The sequence below is a fragment of the Streptomyces sp. NPDC048521 genome (assembly GCF_043199855.1).
GTDB lineage: Bacteria > Actinomycetota > Actinomycetes > Streptomycetales > Streptomycetaceae > Streptomyces.
This window is the reverse complement of sequence record NZ_JBICWR010000024.1, coordinates 23,299-41,469: the sequence shown is the minus strand read 5'-3', so window position 1 is coordinate 41,469 and position 18,171 is coordinate 23,299. Positions and strand designations below refer to the sequence as shown.

Below are 18,171 nucleotides of genomic sequence, written 5' to 3'. Positions count from 1 at the left end.
CAGCGGGCTATAGGTCGTGGAGGGTAGGACACGCGTTGGTTTCCTGCGCGGCCGCCTACGCGAGGGGCTGCACGTCGCGTCCCGCCATCACGCCTGGGTTGGGCACGCGTGACAACCTTCGCCCACCCCAGTGCGTACGCTGCGAGCATTTGACCGCTACAGCCCACGACCACGAGATGACCTGAGCGGCGTCGCCACGAAAACCGATGGCGCGCTGCCGCTGGCACGCTGTCAGGCGACCAAGCCGTTCTGCCTGAGAAGTGGCAGAACGCGGTCCCTCACCGCCGGAGCCAGCTGCACGTCTGGTTCACCACCGGAGATCCATCGCAAGTCCGCCAGCTCAGATGCAGCCCGAGGGACCTCGCTGATGCTCGCTTCGAAGACGGTCATCTTCATGGGCACGCCCTCAAGAGCCGCGCGCGCTTCGACATCAGCCAGAAACCGCGGATCCAACGGACGAACCCCCAGTTCCTCGTCGAGCTCACGGACCAGAGTCTCCACCGGGGTCTCCCCCAGGTCGGGTTTCCCACCGGGCAGACAGAACACCGAGGGAGCCGCCTTCTTACTCACGACCAATAGACGCCCTTCCTGGATAATCGCGGCGGCTACAACCACCAAGAGTTCTGCCTCATCGAAGCTTCCGGGAACGACCACCCCACCGTCCTGTGTCATGCACGCCATCCTCCCAGGGATCTCTAGTGACCTGAGTCAGAGATTCGTCGGCAGTAGGCGGCCACTTCGTCGAGGATCTCGTCGGCGGTCTTCGTCCAGACGAACGGTCTGGGGTGCTCGTTCCAGTCGGTGACCCAGGCCCGGATGTCGCGTTCGAGGGCTCGGACGGAGCGGTGGACGCCGCGCTTGAGCTTCTTCTGGGTAGTTGTCCAGGATCAGATGAACCTGCAGATCACCTGGGACCTCCTTGTCGAGCTTGGCGAGGAACTTCTTGAACTCCACAGCCCGGTGGCGGCGGTGGAGGGAGCCGATGACCTTGCCGGTGGCGACCTCGAGGGCAGCGAAAAGGGTTGTCGTGCCGGCCCGGACGTAGTCGTGGCTGCGGCGTTCGGGAACGCCGGGCACCATCGGCAGGACCGCCTGGGACCGATCCAGAGCCTGGATCTGCGACTTCTCGTCCACGCAAAGCACCAGGGCCGTCTCCGGCGGGTCGAGATACAGACCGACGACGTCGCGGACCTTGTCGATGAACAGCGGGTCGGTGGACAGCTTGAACGTCTGCGACCGGCGCGGGGCCAGTGCGAACGCCCGCCAGATCCGCGAGATGGTCGACTGCGACATTCCCGTGGCCGCGGCCATCGACCTCGTCGACCAATGAGTCGCGTTCTTCGGCGTCTCCTCAAGTGTTTTGACGATGACGCGTTCGACGTCAGCATCGGTGATCTTCCATGGGACGCCGGGGCGCGGGTCGTCGCACAAGCCGTCCAGTCCCCGCTCGATGAAGCGGCGCCGCCAGGTGCGGACCGTGTCCGGAGCGATCCGCAGCCGGCGGGACACCTCCATGATCGAGTGGCCTTCGGCGCACTCCAGCACGATCCGCGACCGCTGATCCAGAGCTTGAGCCGTCGTACGGCGTCGTAACCAACCCTCCAGCACCGCCCGCTGGGCATCAGTGACCGACAACGGCGGAATCTTCGGACCCGGACGACTCATGCCCGACTAACGACGAATCTCTGACTCAGGCCACTAGCGGTGCTCGGGATTCTCGTAGTCGTGGCGGCAGCCGGCGTCCCATGCGGTGCGCTGGTTGCCGTAGGCGGGGATGCCTCCGGCGTCCTTGAGGAGGCGGGCCAGGTGGAGCAGGTTCCAGGTCATGAAGGTGGTGTTGCGGTTGGTGAAGTCGTTCTCCGGGCCGCCCGAGCCGGGGTCGAGGTAGGAGGGCCCGGGACCCGCCTCGCCGATCCAGCCGGCGTCGGCCTGCGGGGGGATGGTGCAGCCGAGGTGCTGGAGGCTGTAGAGGACGTTCATGGCGCAGTGTTTGACGCCGTCCTCGTTACCGGTGATCAGACAGCCGCCGACACGGCCGTAGTAGGCGTACTGCCCCGCGTCGTTGAGCAGGCTGGAGCACGCGTAGAGACGCTCGATCACCTGCTTCATCACCGAGCTGTTGTCGCCCAGCCAGATCGGCCCGGCCAGCACGAGGATGTCCGCCGCCATGACCTTCTCGTACAGGGTCGGCCAGGCATCCGTCTCCCAGCCGTGTTCGGTCATGTCCGGCCAGACACCCGTGGCGATGTCCTGGTCGATCGCGCGTACGACGTCGACGTGCACGCCCTGCGCTTCCATGATGCGTACGCTTCGGTCGACGATCCCTTGGGTGTTGCTCCGCTCCGGTGAGCGTTTCAGCGTGCAGTTGAAGACGAGGGCACGCAGGTCGTCGTAGTGTGCGGGCGGTGCGTCCGCGGTCGGTGGTGTGGCGGTCACGGCTTCTCCGGGGGTCGTGCCACCGTGCCCTTCATGGTGGCGCAGCGCCTCCATCGTGCTGGCCCTCCGGGCCCTCGCGCGGGCCACGGCACGACCAGCCTACGGTAACCACCCTGACGGACGAACGACCCGCCACGACGGGGCACGCCGGGAGCCGACGCGCCAGGGACGTGCGAACGGCCACGGAGGGACCGCAGGTGGCGGGCTGCGAAGAGCGCGGCGCGCCGGGCATGAGGTCACCTGCCGTAGCGCCGGTCCCGGGCGGCGTACGAGCGCAGCGCGCGCAGGAGATCTATCTGGCGGAAGGCAGGCCACAGGACTTCGACGAAATGCACCTCCGCGTACGCGGACTGCCAGAGCAGGAAGCCGGACAGCCGCTGCTCACCGGAGGTGCGGATGATGAAGTCCGTGTCGTGGCCCGCCGGGGAGTAGAGGTTGTCGGAGATGTGCTGGAGGTCGAAGTTCTCGGCCAGTTCGCGTGGGTCGCCGCCGCCGGAGATGTGCTTGTCGAAGGCGGACCTGACCGCGTCGATGATTTCGCGGCGCCCGCCGTACCCGACCGCCACGTCGACCTTGAGGCCGGTCCGGCCGGTGGTGCGCGCGACGGCGTCCTTCAGGGTGCGCGCGGTCTCCCCGGGCAGGAGGTCCAGAGCGCCGATCACCTCGATCTGCCAGTCCTCGTCGGTCGCGCAGATGCTCGCCACGGTCTCTTCGATGATCTCGAGGAGTGGCCCGAGTTGGTCCGCAGGCCGGTGAAGGTTGTCGTCGGACAGCATCCAGAGGGTGACGTGCTCGATGTCCGCGGCGGCGCACCAGCGCAGGAAGTCGCCGACCTTCGCCCCGCCGACGCGGTAACCCTCGCGGGGATCGTCATGGCCGGCTCCGCGGGCCCATCGGCGGTTGCCGTCCAGCATGATCGCGACGTGCCGAGGACGGGGCAAGCCTTCCAGCTTGCGCGTCAGGCGCCTTACGTACAAGGCTTCCAATGCCGAGCGAAGCGCCCTCAATGCCACGTGCCATGTCCCTTCGTGCCCGCCAACGGCTTCCGAGGGCCACCGTATCGCCCGGCGCGAAACTTCAGCCATCGGCTCGGTTCGCGTCCGGTACGGCCCTGATCCAGGGCTGCCGTCGAGGACGCGGTCGCCCTCGTGGTGCCGGATGGCCACGGTGCGGCACGCGGCTGAGTACGCCTCGTCGCCCGGCACCCGGTCCGGCCTGCCGCGGGGACGCGCTCGAGCGGAGCTGAGGTCGTTCTCCGGCCGGGCGCCGGACAGTGGCGTGGTCGTCCGTCGCCGCGAGCGTTGAGGGAGGCCCGCCATGTGGCACCGGCTGCTGCGCCCCCGCCGTGTGGGTCGTGCGATCTACCGTGCCCTGTCGGCGTTCGGCATGCTCCACACCGGGCCGCACCCGGAGGCCGAACCGCTGGCGGGACCGGCCCCCGGCCACCCGGAGCGGCTGTGCGCGGACGTGCCGCTGACGCCGCTGGAGCGCCGGCTGGTTCGGGAGTTGGGGGTCGGCTAGCGCGTGTCGCGCACAACGCAGAAAAGCGGGGGGGGGGGGGGGGGGGCGCCCGCGCGGGGGGGGGGGGGGGGGGGGGGGGGGGGGGGGCGCCCCGCCCCCCCGCCCCCCCCCCCCCCCCCCCCCCCCCCCCCCCCCCCCCCCCCCCCCCCCCCCGCTTGGGGAGGGAGGGCGGCGGATGCGTCGGCCTCCGGGTTCGTGCTGTTCCTGGGCCGGCTTTCGCGTCCGGGCAGGGGCCGGCCCGGTCCGGCGGCGGGTGCACCGCCGCCGGCCGGGACGAGGCCGGGCTCACGCGTTGCGGTAGGCGACGCGCCTGGCCATGCGCGTCAGTTCGCTGCGCCACACCTGGTCGACGGGCGCGTCGGCGATGGCCTTGCAGCCCCGCTCGACGAGGCCGTCGATGTGCTTTTCGACGTCGGCGGGGACCCCGGTGTCCAGGAGGCGGCGGCGCACCTCGTCAGGGGTGTGGCCCGGCTCGGTGATCAGGGTGTGGATGTGCTCGTCGCGCTGCATCGCCCAGCCCAGCAGCAGTGTCATCTTGTGCTGCGTGAAGTCGAGGCCGGTGGGCTTGCCGGTGTCCGCGGAGTCACCGAAGGCGTCCAGCAGGTCGTCACGGAGCTGGAACGCCTCGCCCACCGCCTCGCCGTACTCCTCGAAGGCAGGAGCGAGGTCGTTGCGGCCGGCCGCGTCCGCGCCCACCACCAGGGGCCGGTGGATGGTGTAGCGGCCGGACTTGATCTTGGCGATCAGGCGGGAGAGCCGGGGCTCGACGCAGAACTCGGCGGCCGCGTGGACGTCCATGTACTGGCCGATCATCACTTCGGAACGGAGCTTGTTCCACTCCGGGACCGCCGTCCTCGGTGCCTCGGACATCAGCTCCCCGGAGTAGACGAGCGCGAGGTCGCCGACGAGGATGGCCACGCCCTCGCCGTACCGGCGTGACTCACCCTGCCAGCCGCGGCCGCCGTGCAGGGCCATGTACTTGGCGTGGACGGTCGGCAGTCCGCGTCGTCGGCTGGAGTCGTCCAGGACGTCGTCGTGGACGAGGGCGGACAGGTGCAGCATCTCCAGGGCCGCGCCGGCCGCCACGATCCCGGGGTCGGCGGGGTCACCGCCGGCGGCGAGATAGCCGGCGATGCAGAAGGCGGGCCGGATGCGCTTGCCGCCTGAGGCGATCAGCTCGGACAGCGCGTCGATGGGGACGGCCGCACGTGCGTCCACTCCGGCCCACGCGTCGCGTTCGGCCGCGAGGAGGGAGCGCAGCCGGTCCTCGACGCGCTGGAGCAGGTCGGTGCTGGTGCGGCGCGCGAAGTCGGCAGCCTCCTGGCCGGTGTCGGTGGTCATGTCCGAAGTCACACGTATCTCCTCGGGTTTAGATGTAGGGGCACTTGAGCGTGAGCGCTTGGATGCCGTCTGACCAGGCGGTCGGGGCCTCGGCCGAGCGCGCGCCCGACCTTGGGTGACGAGCCCGCATGGGGCGAATCTGGAGTTCCCCTTTAGGGCCGATGGACTGCGAACGGTGAACGTTGACACCCTCAACTGTCCCGTGGAAACCTCCCTGTGCACCCATAGTTAAGTCTGGGGAGCGCCCGGGGGGTATGGAACGCACATGACGCACTGTATCCATTGAACAAGGGCACCGCTCACCGGGCCGGATGCGAATCCTGTGCCGAAATCCCCGAATCGGACCGTCCGGTCACAGCCGTGGAGCCTTTCAGTGATTTCGGCGTGGGGTCCGGCATGCCGGCTCTCCCCCTCTCCAGGACCTGCTTTTCGGGCAAGTCACCTCACGAAGGAGATTGAATGGACTCTCACGCCTGCCCCAAAACGCACACTCGGGAACCCGGCGAAGCGACCGGGTCCGTCCTCTGCGCCCCGTGCGTCCGGCGACTGGAGGGCAACCTGCGTACGCTCCCCGGTCTCTACCAGGAGAGTCTGCACCACATATCGCCCGTGTCCAGGCGGATGCACCAGACGCGGGTGTCCGGGAGCCGGAGCAGGGATCAGCTGAACCTGTCCGCGCTGGATGCCCGGCACAACATCCTCACGATTCTTGAGTCATGGTCGGATTTCGCCGCCGACGAACTCGGGAAAGCCGTCCCCACACGTTCGGTTCCCCACTTGGCCGACTTTTTGCTGATCAACCTGGAGTGGCTCACCGCTCAGCCTCCGGCGGCTGATTTCGCAGAAGAGATCGACGGTCTTCGGCAGGAACTGCTGCGCACCATCGACCCAGACTCCAGCGAACTTCCTGTCTTCACCTGGGACTGTGTTGTCGACAGCTGCACGGGGACGATCGACACGTCGCCGAAGCAGATCGGGAACACAGACAGGAGAAGCATTCGGTGTTCGTCGGGACACAGCTGGGAAATGCACGAATGGATCACTCTCCGGCCGCTCATGGAGCGGCAACGGAAGACCGTCCACGCATGAGGAAACCGCCGCGCCACCGGTTGGTGCCCACCAATGTGGCCGCACTCGCCGCGGGTGTGTCCGAAGCGACGATCCGCAAATGGGTGAGCCGCGGGAAGATCACCCGCTACGGCACACCGGGCCGGTCCGAGTTCGACATAGACGAACTCACGCAGATCGCGCTGCGACGACGAGGTTAGACAGGAGCCGCACATCGTGGTTGCCACGGCATTCACGCAGGTCGGCGGGGTATCTGCGGGTGCGACAGCGGCCTTTGTGAGCGTCGGGAGCCCCTGCCGGGCTCCCGACGCTCACGGCTTATCGCCCGCCCGTCGAGGGCAGTGACCGGGACAGCGCGCGGTCCGTCAGCGGGCCCGCGGCCCCGGTGTACGCCTCCGGCTCGAACAGGTCGGTCAGCCGGGCGTCGGCGAGGACGGCCGACACCCGGCCGTCCCGCCGCAGGATGTCGGCCAGCGGCTCGCCGGTGCGCGCCGAGCGGGCGGACGCCTCGTTCAGCAGGTCGCGGGCCTGGGCCTTGCCGAGCAACGGGGTGAGGACGACGGCGATCCGCTCGGAGACGATCTGTCCCCCGGTGATCTGCGTGTTGGCGCGCATGCGCCACGGGTCCACCGACAGCTGGGAGACGAGTTCCACCGCCTGGTGCGCCGCGCCTCCGGCCAGCCGCAGCAGGGTGCGCAGGGGCTCCCATTCGGCGTGCCAGGCGCCGGCGGACCGCTCGTCCTCGCTCGGCAGACAGCCCAGCACCGTCGCGGCGAGCTGCGGCGCCTGCAGGGCGGCGGATCTGATGGCCGTCGCCAGGACGGGGTTGCGCTTGTGCGGCATCGCCGAGGACGCGCCCCGGCCGCTGGGCGCCGGCTCGTGCACCTCGCCGACCTCGGTCCGGGTCAGGGACAGCACGTCGACGGCGATCTTGCCGAGGGCTCCGCACAGGAACGCGGCGGCCGCGGCCACATCCACCACGGGCGTGCGCAGCACGTGCCACGGCACCAGGGGGGCGGACAGCCCCAGTTCGGCCGCGAACGCCTCGGTCAGCTCCTGGACGTAGACGGCCGGGTCGGCGTCCGGCGCGAACGCGAGGTAGCCGGCCAAGGTTCCGGCGGCGCCGCCGAGTTGGACGGGAAGTCCCTCGGCGGTCAGTGCGTCGAGTTTCTGTGCCGCGTCCAGGACGAGATGGCGCCAGCCCGCGGCTTTGAGCCCGAACGTCGTGGGCACCGCGTGCAGGGCCAGGGTCCGGCCCGCGATCAGCGTGTCCCTGTGGTCCCGGGCGAGGACGGCCAGCGCCTCCTCGACACGTCGGAGGTCGGCGCGGATCAGCCGCAGAGCCCGGCCGGCGACCAGGACGGTCGCCGTGTCGAGGATGTCCTGGCTGGTCGAACCGCGGTGCACATATCGGGCCGCCTCGGTGTCCCGGCCCGCCACCAGCGCGGTGAACTCCCGCACCAGCGCCACCACCGGGTTGGCGGACTCGCGCGCCTGCCGGGCCAGGGCGAGCAGGTCCAGACGGTCGGCCCGCGCGGCCTCGGTGATCACCCGTGCGGCGGTCGCGGGCACCGTGCCGAGCCGGGCCTGCGCCCGGCTCAGCGCCGCTTCGGCGTCCAGCATGGCCTGCAGCCACGCCCCGTCGGACACCGCGGCCAGGACAGGGGTGCCCGCCCAGACCGGTGCCAGCAGACCGGGGTCTGCCGGCAGCGGCGCCGGGCGGGCCCCCGTGTCCGCGGTGAGGGTGGTGTCAGTGGGCATGGGTGAGTCCTTGTCCTGTGTGAGCTTGCTGTCCGCCCCCGGCCTGCCCGCCACGGGTGGCCGTCGTTCCCACCGCGCCGTCCCGTCCGCCCTCGCCGCCGCAGGCGAGGGCCGCGCGGGCGATGGCGTCGGAGTCGGTGAGGGTCACAGAGTTCACGCCGGGCCGGATGCCCGCGGCCGTCACCCAGTGCACCGACTCCGTGGGCACGCCGAACGCGAAGCGGCGGGGGTGCGCCCGTCCCGCCGCGTCGATCAGGCGGAACGGCCGCCCGGTGACGGCCAGTCCGTCGCTCTCGTACAGGCCACCGGATCGCGTGGGGATGCGGTAGGTGCTGCACTGTCCGGTGTCCAGCAGATGGCGCAGCAGCGGATCGTCGGTGCGGCTCAGCGTGATGTCGGGCAGGCGTGCCTCGACGAGCGCGTCCACCCGGACCCCGGAGCGGGGCACGAGCGGTGAGGCGACGGTGTATCCGTTGCCGTCGGCCGTCACCCGAAGGTCCGGTCCGACCACCTTCAGCACGCCGGCCTCGATCAGCGCGATCATCTCCTCGACGCGTCGCGCGGGCGGTCCGATCGACAGGTACGCGTTGAGCGGGGTGTACCAGTTGTCCAGGTCGGTGCGGTACGAGTCGCCGTGCAGGCCACCGTGGTCGACCGCGAGGCGGATCTCGTTGCGCAGGTCCCGCAGGACGTCGAGCGCGGCCTTGATCGGGCCGCTGACGTTGCCGGACCTGGCTTCCGCGACGTCCTTGCGCAGGTGGTCGAGGAGCCAGTCGGTGAAGTCCCAGGGGCTGGTGAACTCCCGGTCCCGGTACGGGCGGGCGATCAGTTCCCAGTCCCAGCGGTACTTCTCGCCGATGCCGTACGCCGAGAGGACGGCGTCCTTGGCCCGCTCCCCCGGTCCGGCCGCCAGGAAGTCGTCCTGGAGCTGCTGGGCCCTGGAGATGTGTCCGCGTGACGTGAACAGCGTCCGGTAGTAGACGGCCTCGACCTCGTGGGAGATCAGCGGCCACAGGTCCTTCTTGAAGTCGAGCCCGGAGTGCTCGTGGGTGCGGCGCAGCTCCGCGATGCGCTCGGCGGTGAGCAGGAGCGGCTCGTGACGGCCGTGCGGGCCTTTCTCGTTCTCGCCCCGGGCCTGGTGCGGGATGCCGCGCCGGGACCCGGCGTAGAGCCGCGGCTCCCGCCCGCAGGGGTGGTAGACGAGCTGCCCCTCGGCCCGGGAGAAGGAGCCGCCGCGACCGACGGTGAGTTCGGCCATGTAGTCGAAGAAGTTGAGCCCGAGCCCGCGCAGCAGCACCTTGGTGCCCGGGGACAGCACGTCCAGGTCGACGTCTGCCGGGTTGGCCGGTGCGATGTAACCCAGTCCGGTCCTCCGCACCCGGGAGGCGAACTCCCGCGCGGCGGCGTCCGCGCGGGCCGGCAGGTGTCCCTGGCACAGGATCACGGCGTCCAGGCCCGCGAGCACGGTTCCGTCCTCGAGCACCACCCGCTGCGCGGATCGGTTCCCGGCGTCCGGATCGTCGTCCAGGGCCACCGCGAGCGAGGCGTGCGCGGTGACGGTCAGCCCGGCGGGCGCGCCCTCGAGGATGCGCTGGTACGCCCACCGCAGGTACCGGCCGTAGAACGCGCGGGTCGGGTAGGTGTCGGGTCCCAGCGCGCGGGCTTCGTCGAGGACGTGGCCGGGATGGTCGTCTCCGAAGCGGCCCGCGACGAGCGCCATGGCCCACTCGTGCAGGCTCGGCCCCGGTTCCAGGGGGCCCTGCAGGTCGACGGAGGCGTCGGTGAACACCGATATCTGTCCGGCCACGGTGTTCATCAGCAGGTGACGGGACTGATCGGTGCGCCACACCTTGCCGGAGCCGGGCGGGTAGGGGTCGACCACATGGACGTGGACGGTGCTGCCCTCGGGCTGCGAGCGGGCGTTGGCGCAGAGTCGTTCGACCACCGAGAGCCCGCGCGGGCCGCTGCCTATGACGCCCACAGTGCAATGTCTCGTTGTCATGGTTCCTGTTTCTGCCGATGTCGAGAAACACAGCAAGGACCGCAGGTTCCGCGCCGGTGGCTCACAAGGCGTCAAGCGGGCGACGACTTCACCACTCGACCAGCGCGAATCCCGCCGCCATGCCTCCGCCGAAGCCGGCCAGGAGGATCAGGTCACCCGGTCGGAAGGCGCCCGTGCGGGCGGTCTCGGCCAAGGTGATCGGGATGGAGGCGGCTCCCGTGTTGCCGTAGTGCGTCAGCGAGAGGTGCATGGTGGCCCTGGACAGGGCCAGTTCCCCGAAGACGGTGTCGAGCATGACGCCGTTGGCCTGGTGCGGGACGAAGTGGCTGATGTCGTCGGGGCCGACGCCGCTCTCGTGGAGGAACTGCTTGGTCAGCAGGGGCAGGCGGTCCTCGACGAAGCTGCGCACCGCCCGGCCGTCCATCGTGAAGTACTGCAGGCCGGCGTCCAGGGCGGCCTGGTCGGCGGGCAGCCGGCTGCCGCCGGCGGGCACCTCGATCAGGCCGGACAACTCGCCGAAGGTGTGCGCGGTGACATTGCGGATGCGCGCTCCCCCGCCCAGGCCCAGGACCATCGCACCGGCGCCGTCGCCGAACAGCACGACCGTCCTGCGGTCGGCCGGGTTCAGGATGCGCGAGTACACGTCGGCGCCGATGACCAGCGCGTGGCCGCCGCGCCGGGCGAGGATGCCCTCGGCCGCGGCGAGCGCGAACACCTCGCCGGAGCAGACGGCGTTGACGTCGAACGCGGCCGCGTCGACGGCGCCGAGCAGGTGCTGCACATAGGCGGCGGTGGGGGGCTGGGGCCGGTCGGGTGTGGAGGTGGCGACGACGATCGCGGACAACTGGTCGGCGGTGATGCCGGCCGACCGCAGCGCGGCCCGCCCCGCGGCCGCGGCCAGGTCCGACGTGGCCTGCTCGGGGGCGGCCCAGCGGCGTTCCCGGATCGCGGTCTTGCGGATGACCCAGGCGTCATCGACCCCCGCCGCCGCTCCGACTTCGTCATTGGAGACAACCCGGTCCGGCACGTAAGCACCCGTACCGAGGACCCCGACTTCGGTCATGCGCCTGTCTTCCCCTCAGGTGGTCTTGAACTGGCTGTGCGAACGGCGGCGAAGGAGCGGCCGTCGCCGGCAGGAAACCGGACCCCCACACAGGGGCCCGGCCGGCGGGTCCTCGGTCGGACCACCGGTGGGCGCCCCTGGCGCGGTGAACGGTGCCCGGGGCACGGGCCGGTGCGCCGGGCACCGGCCCCGCCGGCAGGGCACCGTGTATGAGGGCGATCGACGACACCAGCGATCGGCTGGTCCTCGTCTTCGTGCTCGACCGTGTCGGCCGGTGCACGCCGATGACGTGGTGCGGCCGGTGGCACGCACGTACTGGCGTATGGGGGCTAGCGCGTCTCGTAGATGCGCTTGTGGCCGCGCAGGGCCGCCAGCCGGAAGGGGCCCGTGGTCTCGGCCGGGGTGGGGTGGTCGCCGCCGTCGGCCGGGAAGGTGCGCTCGTGCAGCTCGCGGTAGCGGGCGTAGTCGACGGGCTTGCGCCGGTCGATCGCCTCGCGGTGCGCCTCGGTGCGCAGGTGCTCCCGGTAGCCGGGGACGACGGTGCCGGCGAAGAACTCGGCGACGCTGCCCGAGCCGTAGCTCAGGAAGCCGACGGCCTGGCCGGTCAGATCGTCCGCCTGGTCGAGCAGCCCGGCGAGTCCGAGGTAGACCGAGGCGGTGTAGCTGTTGCCGATGACCTTGTTGTAGGCCGTGGTCAGCCCGAGGTCACGGGTGACGCGGTCCTCGTCGATGTCGGAGCCGCAGTAGTTGAGCAGCTGGCGGTGGGCCTTGTAGGCCATCTTCGTGAACGGCTGGTGGTAGCAGAAGGCGGCGAACTCGTCGAGCGCGCGTCCGCCCTGCTCCGTGTAGTCCTTCCAGCTGCCCTGCACGGCCAGCAGATACGCGCCGATGGACTCCTGGCCGTCGACCAGGGCGGCCTCGCGGTAGTTCGGCCGCCAGAAGTCCATGACGTCGGCGGTGTACACGCCCGACGGCTCCTCGATGCGTACCAGCGCGGGATCGGCGCCGACCAGCATGGCCACGGCGGCGGCGCCCTGGGTGGCCTCACCCGGGCTGTCCAGCTCGTACTTGGAGACGTCGCTGGCGACCACGAGGACCCGCTGCGCCGGGTCGCGGCGCACCAGGCCGATGGCGAACTGAAGGGCCGCCGTCGCCCCGTAGCAGGCCTGCTTGAGTTCGACGACGCGGGTGGCCGAGGGAAGCCCGAGCAGCGAGTGGACGTAGATGCCGGCCGACTTCGCCTGGTCGATCGAGGACTCGGTCGCGAAGATGATCGTTCGGATCCCGTCGCTGCCGTGCCGCTCGATGAGGGGCGCGGCAGCGGCCGCGCCGATGGTCACGATGTCCTCGTCGGCGGCGGGCACGCTCATCGACTGCTGGCCGATGCCCTGGTGGTACTTGCCGATCTCGGTGCCGTTGTGCTGGGCGAGGACCGTGTGCGGCAGAACGTACTCGGTTGTCGCGAACGACAGATCGTGGATACCTATGGCGGAATCGCTGGCCATGTCCCTAAACACCAACCTTTGCGGTCTTGTTGTCGCGTTCCAGCTGGACGTGTGCACGCATGAGTTCGCCCGGGTTCGTCTGGGCCGCAAGCAGGGAGAGCTCACCGCACAGCACGGTCGCCGCCGCGATGACGGCGAGTCGGCGCGCGTTCTCCCCGGGGGCACGCTCGGTCCGGCAACCGAGCCGGGTGAGGTTGGTCTCCACGAAGCCGAGCCCCTTGCCGTTGCCGACGGTGCCCACGATCAGGTTGGGCAGGGTGCAGGCGAAGTAGAGGTCCCCGTCCCGGTCCTCGGCCATGACGACGCCCTGGGAGCCCTCGACGATGTTGGCCGCGTCCTGGCCGGTGGCCAGGTAGAAGCCGAGCAGCATGTTCGCGAAGTGGGCGTTGGCCGAGCGGATGCCGCCGGCGAGCAGGGTGCCGAGCATGTTCTTGCGGATGTTCAGCTCGACGATCTTGGCGGCCGTGGTGTGCAGGACACCCTCGACCACGTCACGCGGTACGAGCAGCTCGGTGACCACGTTCTTGCCGCGGCCGAGGATGCCGTTGATCGCGGTCGCCTTCTTGTCCGTGCAGTAGTTCCCCGAGATCGATCCGTAGGAGATGCCCGGGATCGTCTCCAGCAGGTGGCCCAGGAGCACGTCGGAGGCGAGTGTGGCCATGTTGTGGCCGGAGGCGTCGCCGGTGTTGAACTCGAACCGGATGAACAGCAGGTTGGCGTTGATCTCGTGGCGGATGCCGATCAGTTCGGCGAACCGGCTGCAGGTGCGCACCACCTCGCGCAGTTCGTCGATGCGCGCGTCGATGGTCCGCGCGGCCGTCAGCGCGGTCTGCGCGTCCTCCGCCTCCACGAGCACCGACCGGGTCATCCGCTCGTCGACGAGGGTCGCCACGATGCCCCGCTCGGACAGCATGGAGACCTTCGCGCCCCGGCCCACGGAGGGCCACAGCGGCGACTCGTAGGTGGCGAGCGGGACCGGGGTCTCGGTGGTGGCCACGTTCCCCGAGATGCGCAGGGGGCCCACCCACCTCATCGGGACGCCGGCGATCGCGTTCTCAGTCATCGTGTGCTTCCCGTCATCTCGTCGGGGACGTCAAGGGTGCTGGAACGGCGGGCGAACGGCCGGGTGTCGATGCCCCGGTCGGCGCAGAAGTCGCGCAGCTCGCCGTGGATCAGGAGATCGCAGTGCGTGAGGTCGGCGGGGGTGCGGGCGCCGAGCATGGTCTGGAGCGCGGCCAGTTGGTCGAGCCAGGTGGAGATCTGCGCGATCAGCGCCGCCACACCACCGTCGAGGAGGGTGCGCAGGAAGCCGCCGGAGACGCCGACGCCGCAGGCGCCGAGCGCCAGCGCGCGGGCCACGTCGAGGGGGTTGCGCACCCCACCGGAGGCGAGGACGGGGAGGGGGGCGTCCTGCGCGTCCAGGAGGCAGGCGGCGGTGGACTGGCCCCAGCCGTGGAGGTAGGCGTAGTCGCCGAGTTCGCGCCGGCCGTTCTCGATGCGGGCGAAGTCGGTGCCGCCCCGGCCGCCGAGGTCGGCGACCCGCACGCCCAGGCTGTCCAGCAGGCGGACGGTCTCGCGGCTCAGCCCGAAGCCGACCTCCTTGACGATCACGGGGACGTCGACGCCGGCCGCCATCTTCGCGATCTGCGGGACCCAGGACGAGAACGACCTGTCGCCCTCCGGCATCACCGTTTCCTGCACGGTGTTGACGTGAATCTGCAGGGCGTCGGCCCGGATCAGGTCGATGGCCCTGCGCGCCTTGTCGACGGAGGCCGTCGCGTTGACGTTGGCGATGACGAACCCGTCCGGGTTCTCCTTGCGCAGCACGCTGAACGTGTCGGCGCAGTCCGGGTCCTTGAAGTAGGCGCTCATGGACCCGGACGCGATGGGCACGCCGGTCTCGCGGGCGGCGACGGCCAGGTCCCGGTTGATGATGCCGGTCTTCTCGCTGCCACCGGTCATCGCGTTGATGTACAGCGGCACCTGCCAGGAGATGCCGGCGAAGGTGGTGGCCAGTGAGACGTCGGGCCGGTCGAGGCCGGCCAGGGCGTGGTGGACGAACGACACCTCGTCGAACTGGTTGCGTCCGCTGTGCTGCTGCTGTTGCTCGACAGCGAGCCGGACGTGGTCGTCCTTGCGTTGAGCGATCATTCCTCGTTCCCTTCCGCGGCGGGACGGATCGGCAGGGGCACCACCCCGGCCGAGGCCCACCGTTCGCGCAATCGGGCGATGTCCCGCGAGGCTTCGGCGTCCAGCAGCGCGATGCCGCAGTCGCCGCCGCCCGCACCGGAGGGCTTGGCGGCGCCTCCGAGGGCTTCGGCGGCCTCGCACAGCGCCGTCAGCCGGGGCGTGAAGACTCCCAGGCCGACCTCGTCGTCCAGGCGGGCCAGTTCCCGCCGGGCCCGCCGGATCTGGTCCAGCAGTTCCTGGCCGTCTCCTCGCTCCAGTGCGGCGCTCGCCGCGCGCACACAGTCGGTGGTGGTCCGGACGAACCTGTGGTGGGAGGCGGTGCCGCGCCAGGGCCGTCGGTGCAGGTCGGACACCAGGGTCGCGGTGGAGGCCGGGTCTCCGGTCCAGCCGACCTCCAGCGAGAGGCCCTCGGGCCCCGGCAGCCGGCGCGCTTCGTACCCGGGCCAGGGCGCCCGGAGTGCCTCCTCGACGCCGCGGCTGCGGGCGAGGGCGAGCACGGCGCTCCGGTCGGGCGCCTGGTAGCTGATCCAGCCGCCCCAGGTGCTGGCGGCGAGGTCGCCGCCGGAGCCCTTGGGGTCGATCTCGGCGGTGGCCAGCAGGGCGAGCCGGAACCGCTCCTCGTCGGACAGGGTGAGGCCGCAGAACGCGGCGACGGCGGCGACGGTCGCCACGGTCACCGCGCCGCTGGATCCCAGTCCGTACTTGGTGCCGTTGTCGTGCAGTCCGCTTTCGACCGTCACGCTGAACGCCGGTGCGGGAAAGCCGCGTTCGGTCAGCAGCCGGGCCACGGTCTCGATCGCGGACAGCACGTGGGCGAGTCCCGCGCGCGTGTCCCGCTCGCCGTCCGTGCCGTACGGGCTGAGCCGGCCGTCCCGCCACTGCCGGCGTACGCCGCGCGGGCCGAGGTCGGAGGAGATGTCGACGCCCGCTTCGGCGGGGCCGGTCACCGTGACGGTGATGTAGCGGTCGACCGCGACGAGGATCGCCGGGTTGCCGGGGTCGACCACCGCGTACTCCCCCGCGACGAACAACTTGCCCGGTGCGCGCCTCACCACGGTGCGCTGCCCGGTCACCGACCGTCCCCGTGCAGCAGGCGTGCGCCCGGCCCCGGCCCGGCGACGAGCACCGAGCCGTCCGTGACGGCGTCGCGCACGGTCGTGGCGACCTGGTCGGCGTCCGCACGGCGGCACAGCACCTTGACGTTGGGTCCGGCGTCCATGGTGGCGTAGGCCGCAATGCCGTCCCGCCGGAGCCGGAGCACGCTGTCGAGGACGGTGAGCGTGGCCGGTGACAGGTAGCGCACGGCCGGGCGCGCCGCGAGCATGGTCGCGTGCATGCCGAGCGCATTGCGCTCCGCGATCTCCCCGACCGCTTCGATGTCGCCGGCGAGCAGCGCCGCGCGCATCTCGGTCAGGTCGTCCTTGCTGGAGACGGCCCACGGCTCGTACAGCGGGGAGGTGTCGACGGTCCGCCGCATGGCCGCCCGGCTGGACACGGTCTTGGGGCCCGCGTCGACCACGGCGATGACCATGGCCGGGTCGAGGTCCGCGGCGGGCACCGGCTCGGCGTAGGAGCTGAGGTCGGCCTCCGCCGCGGTGCCGAGGTCCAGGCCCGCGTGCCACATCGCGAAACCGCCGAAGACCGACCGGGACGCCGAACCGGAGCCGCGCCGGGCCAGCCGCGACAGGGCGGTGGCGTCGAGGTCGAGCCCGTAGGCGGCCGCCGCGGCGACGGCGAGGGCGGCGAATCCGCTCGCGGAGGATGCGAGGCCCGCCCCGGTGGGGACCGTGTTCTCGGTGTCCACGACGGCCCTGTGGGCAAGCCCGGCCCGCTCCCGCACCAGGTCCAGGAAGGCGACGACGCGGCGCAGTGCCTCGCCGTCGGCGGGCCGGCCGTTCAGGGTCACCTCGTCGTGCTCGGCCTCGGGGTCGAGGCGGACGCCGGTGGTCGTCGGGAAGACGTCCAGGGTCATCGACAGGCTGTCGACACGGGGCAGGACGAGGTGTTCGTCACGCTTGCCCCAGTACTTGATGAGCGCGATGTTCGGGTGCGCGACGGCGAGGGCACGTCCCGCGGTGCCTCGCTCCCGCACGGGTACCGGGGTGGTCGGGTGTTCAGAGTACATTCTTGGCAAGCCCTCTCAGCGGTACGACCCACGTCTGCACGGCGCCGGCTTCGTGGAGTTGCTGGGTGACCTCCCTGGCCTGCTCCGGTGGGGACAGGGCGATGACGCAGCCGCCCAGGCCACCGCCGGTGATCTTGGCTCCGAGGCTGCCTCCCGTGAGCGCGGCTTCGACGAGGGCGTCGATGGCCTTGGTGCTGAGTCCGGCCGCCCGCAGCAGAGCGTGGTAGTCCGTCAGCCGCGAACCGAGTTCCTCGGGCTTGCCGGCGGCGAGGGCGTGCCGAGCCTCTTCGGTGAGCCGCGACGCGCGGCGCACGAACCGCTCCCGCGCTCCGTCGTGCCGCTGGAACCCCTCGCGCAGCAGCTCGACCGCGTCCTTGGTCCGGCCCACGACGCCGCTGTCCGCGATGATGAACAGGCCGTCGCAGCCGATGCTCAGTTCCTGGACCTCGCCGGCCTGGAACAGCAGCGGGGCGGACGCGCCGACGGCCCGCGCGTCGACGCCGCTGGAGCGGCCGTGCGCCACGTTCTCGGCCGTCTGCACCAGGTCGAACGTCTCGTTCTCCGTGACGTCGCGGCCGTAGAGGTCGGCGAGGGCGTGGACGACCGCGCGTGCGTAGGCCGCGCTGGATCCGAGCCCCCGGCCGTGCGGGATGGCGCCGTCGATGATCACGTCGAGGTTCGGTCTGTCGTCCACGCCCATGGTCGCCGTGAACTCGGTGATCAGCCGGCGCAGGCCGTCGGAGGCCTGCGTCACCATCGGCCGCGACGGGGAACCGGTCATCGTGAAGGACACATCGCCCGGTCCGTCGGCGCCGCGGTGGGACCAGCCGGCGCTCGCCGTGACCGTCAGCTGCGGAACGGGAAGAGCGAGCGCCGGAGCCCCGTACACGACGGCATGCTCGCCGAGCAGAATGGCTTTGGCGTGGGCGCGGCCGATGCCGACGGAACGAGCCCGGCGGTTCTCTGACACCCCCTCCGCTGAGGTCGGCAGAGTCAACGCACTCAACTCCCCTTGTCTTTCTGCGGTGGATCGCATCGTCCAGCGATTCGGGAAGAAAACAGAGAAGCCGCCGCCTTCGTCACGGCCGGCGGCCCTACACATCGGAGTACCGGTCGCCCGGGTGGCACCGGTGGTGCCCGGGACCGCCGCGACGCAGGA

The 18,171-nt window shown here is 70.9% G+C and carries 16 protein-coding genes and 1 pseudogene; 3 read left to right on the top strand and 14 right to left on the bottom strand.

The window, feature by feature from the left end:
• Window positions 1-231 precede the first annotated feature (231 nt).
• The 4 genes and pseudogenes from ACGFRF_RS36705 to ACGFRF_RS36690 all read right to left on the bottom strand — a co-directional run bounded on the left by ACGFRF_RS36705 (window position 232) and on the right by ACGFRF_RS36690 (window position 3,443).
• Window positions 232-672, bottom strand: coding sequence for an NUDIX domain-containing protein (locus ACGFRF_RS36705; protein WP_393747617.1), 441 nt, complete (start codon window positions 670-672; stop codon window positions 232-234).
• Between the two features lie 23 nt (window positions 673-695).
• A pseudogene (locus ACGFRF_RS36700) lies at window positions 696-1,665 on the bottom strand (IS630 family transposase).
• 33 nt (window positions 1,666-1,698) lie between these two features.
• The gene (locus ACGFRF_RS36695; protein WP_393747615.1) at window positions 1,699-2,436 is read right to left on the bottom strand and encodes a flavodoxin family protein; all 738 of its coding nucleotides are present in this window, start codon (window positions 2,434-2,436) and stop codon (window positions 1,699-1,701) included.
• A 236-nt stretch (window positions 2,437-2,672) separates the two neighbouring features.
• Window positions 2,673-3,443 carry an isoprenyl transferase gene (locus ACGFRF_RS36690; protein ID WP_393747712.1) on the bottom strand — a complete coding sequence of 257 codons (771 nt, stop codon included), beginning with the start codon at window positions 3,441-3,443 and terminating at the stop codon, window positions 2,673-2,675.
• 310 nt (window positions 3,444-3,753) lie between these two features.
• Here ACGFRF_RS36690 and ACGFRF_RS36685 point away from each other — a divergent pair, with 310 nt between their 5' ends.
• A complete protein-coding gene (locus ACGFRF_RS36685) occupies window positions 3,754-3,957 on the top strand; it encodes a DUF6059 family protein (RefSeq protein ID WP_393747613.1) in 204 nt (67 codons plus the stop codon).
• A 285-nt stretch (window positions 3,958-4,242) separates the two neighbouring features.
• On the opposite strand, the gene ACGFRF_RS36680 is transcribed toward ACGFRF_RS36685, so the two are convergent.
• Window positions 4,243-5,310, bottom strand: a complete 1,068-nt coding sequence (locus ACGFRF_RS36680; RefSeq protein ID WP_393747611.1) for a polyprenyl synthetase family protein — start codon at window positions 5,308-5,310, stop codon at window positions 4,243-4,245.
• A 597-nt stretch (window positions 5,311-5,907) separates the two neighbouring features.
• Between ACGFRF_RS36680 and ACGFRF_RS36675 the strand changes: the two genes are divergently transcribed.
• Both ACGFRF_RS36675 and ACGFRF_RS36670 read left to right on the top strand, forming a co-directional pair.
• The gene (locus tag ACGFRF_RS36675) at window positions 5,908-6,387 is read left to right on the top strand and encodes a hypothetical protein (protein ID WP_393747609.1); all 480 of its coding nucleotides are present in this window, start codon (window positions 5,908-5,910) and stop codon (window positions 6,385-6,387) included.
• A complete protein-coding gene (locus ACGFRF_RS36670; RefSeq protein ID WP_393747608.1) occupies window positions 6,384-6,566 on the top strand; it encodes a hypothetical protein in 183 nt (60 codons plus the stop codon). The genes ACGFRF_RS36675 and ACGFRF_RS36670 overlap by 4 nt, the downstream gene beginning before the upstream one ends.
• Before the next feature lie 118 nt (window positions 6,567-6,684).
• Here ACGFRF_RS36670 and pcaB read toward each other — a convergent pair whose 3' ends face one another.
• The 9 genes from pcaB to mvk form a co-directional block, all read right to left on the bottom strand.
• Window positions 6,685-8,127: a 3-carboxy-cis,cis-muconate cycloisomerase gene (gene pcaB, locus ACGFRF_RS36665; RefSeq protein ID WP_393747606.1), complete on the bottom strand. Its 1,443-nt coding sequence runs from the start codon at window positions 8,125-8,127 to the stop codon at window positions 6,685-6,687.
• Complete coding sequence (locus tag ACGFRF_RS36660) at window positions 8,117-10,129, bottom strand: FAD/NAD(P)-binding protein (RefSeq protein WP_393747604.1); 2,013 nt, start codon at window positions 10,127-10,129, stop codon at window positions 8,117-8,119. The genes pcaB and ACGFRF_RS36660 overlap by 11 nt, the downstream gene beginning before the upstream one ends.
• Window positions 10,130-10,217: 88 nt before the next feature.
• Window positions 10,218-11,192 carry a 3-oxoacyl-ACP synthase III family protein gene (locus ACGFRF_RS36655; protein WP_393747602.1) on the bottom strand — a complete coding sequence of 325 codons (975 nt, stop codon included), beginning with the start codon at window positions 11,190-11,192 and terminating at the stop codon, window positions 10,218-10,220.
• A gap of 329 nt (window positions 11,193-11,521) precedes the next feature.
• The gene (locus ACGFRF_RS36650) at window positions 11,522-12,697 is read right to left on the bottom strand and encodes a hydroxymethylglutaryl-CoA synthase (protein WP_393747600.1); all 1,176 of its coding nucleotides are present in this window, start codon (window positions 12,695-12,697) and stop codon (window positions 11,522-11,524) included.
• Window positions 12,698-12,701: 4 nt separating this feature from the next.
• Entirely contained in the window at window positions 12,702-13,760 is a 1,059-nt protein-coding gene (locus ACGFRF_RS36645) for a hydroxymethylglutaryl-CoA reductase (protein ID WP_393747598.1), read from the bottom strand.
• Window positions 13,757-14,848: a type 2 isopentenyl-diphosphate Delta-isomerase gene (gene fni / locus ACGFRF_RS36640; protein WP_393747596.1), complete on the bottom strand. Its 1,092-nt coding sequence runs from the start codon at window positions 14,846-14,848 to the stop codon at window positions 13,757-13,759. Before fni ends, ACGFRF_RS36645 begins: the two co-directional genes overlap by 4 nt.
• Window positions 14,845-15,960 carry a phosphomevalonate kinase gene (locus ACGFRF_RS36635; RefSeq protein WP_393747594.1) on the bottom strand — a complete coding sequence of 372 codons (1,116 nt, stop codon included), beginning with the start codon at window positions 15,958-15,960 and terminating at the stop codon, window positions 14,845-14,847. The genes fni and ACGFRF_RS36635 overlap by 4 nt, the downstream gene beginning before the upstream one ends.
• Window positions 15,957-17,012, bottom strand: a complete 1,056-nt coding sequence (mvaD, locus tag ACGFRF_RS36630) for a diphosphomevalonate decarboxylase (RefSeq protein ID WP_393747592.1) — start codon at window positions 17,010-17,012, stop codon at window positions 15,957-15,959. Before mvaD ends, ACGFRF_RS36635 begins: the two co-directional genes overlap by 4 nt.
• Window positions 17,002-17,982 carry a mevalonate kinase gene (gene mvk, locus ACGFRF_RS36625; protein ID WP_393747590.1) on the bottom strand — a complete coding sequence of 327 codons (981 nt, stop codon included), beginning with the start codon at window positions 17,980-17,982 and terminating at the stop codon, window positions 17,002-17,004. The genes mvaD and mvk overlap by 11 nt, the downstream gene beginning before the upstream one ends.
• Between the last annotated feature and the right edge of the window lie 189 nt (window positions 17,983-18,171).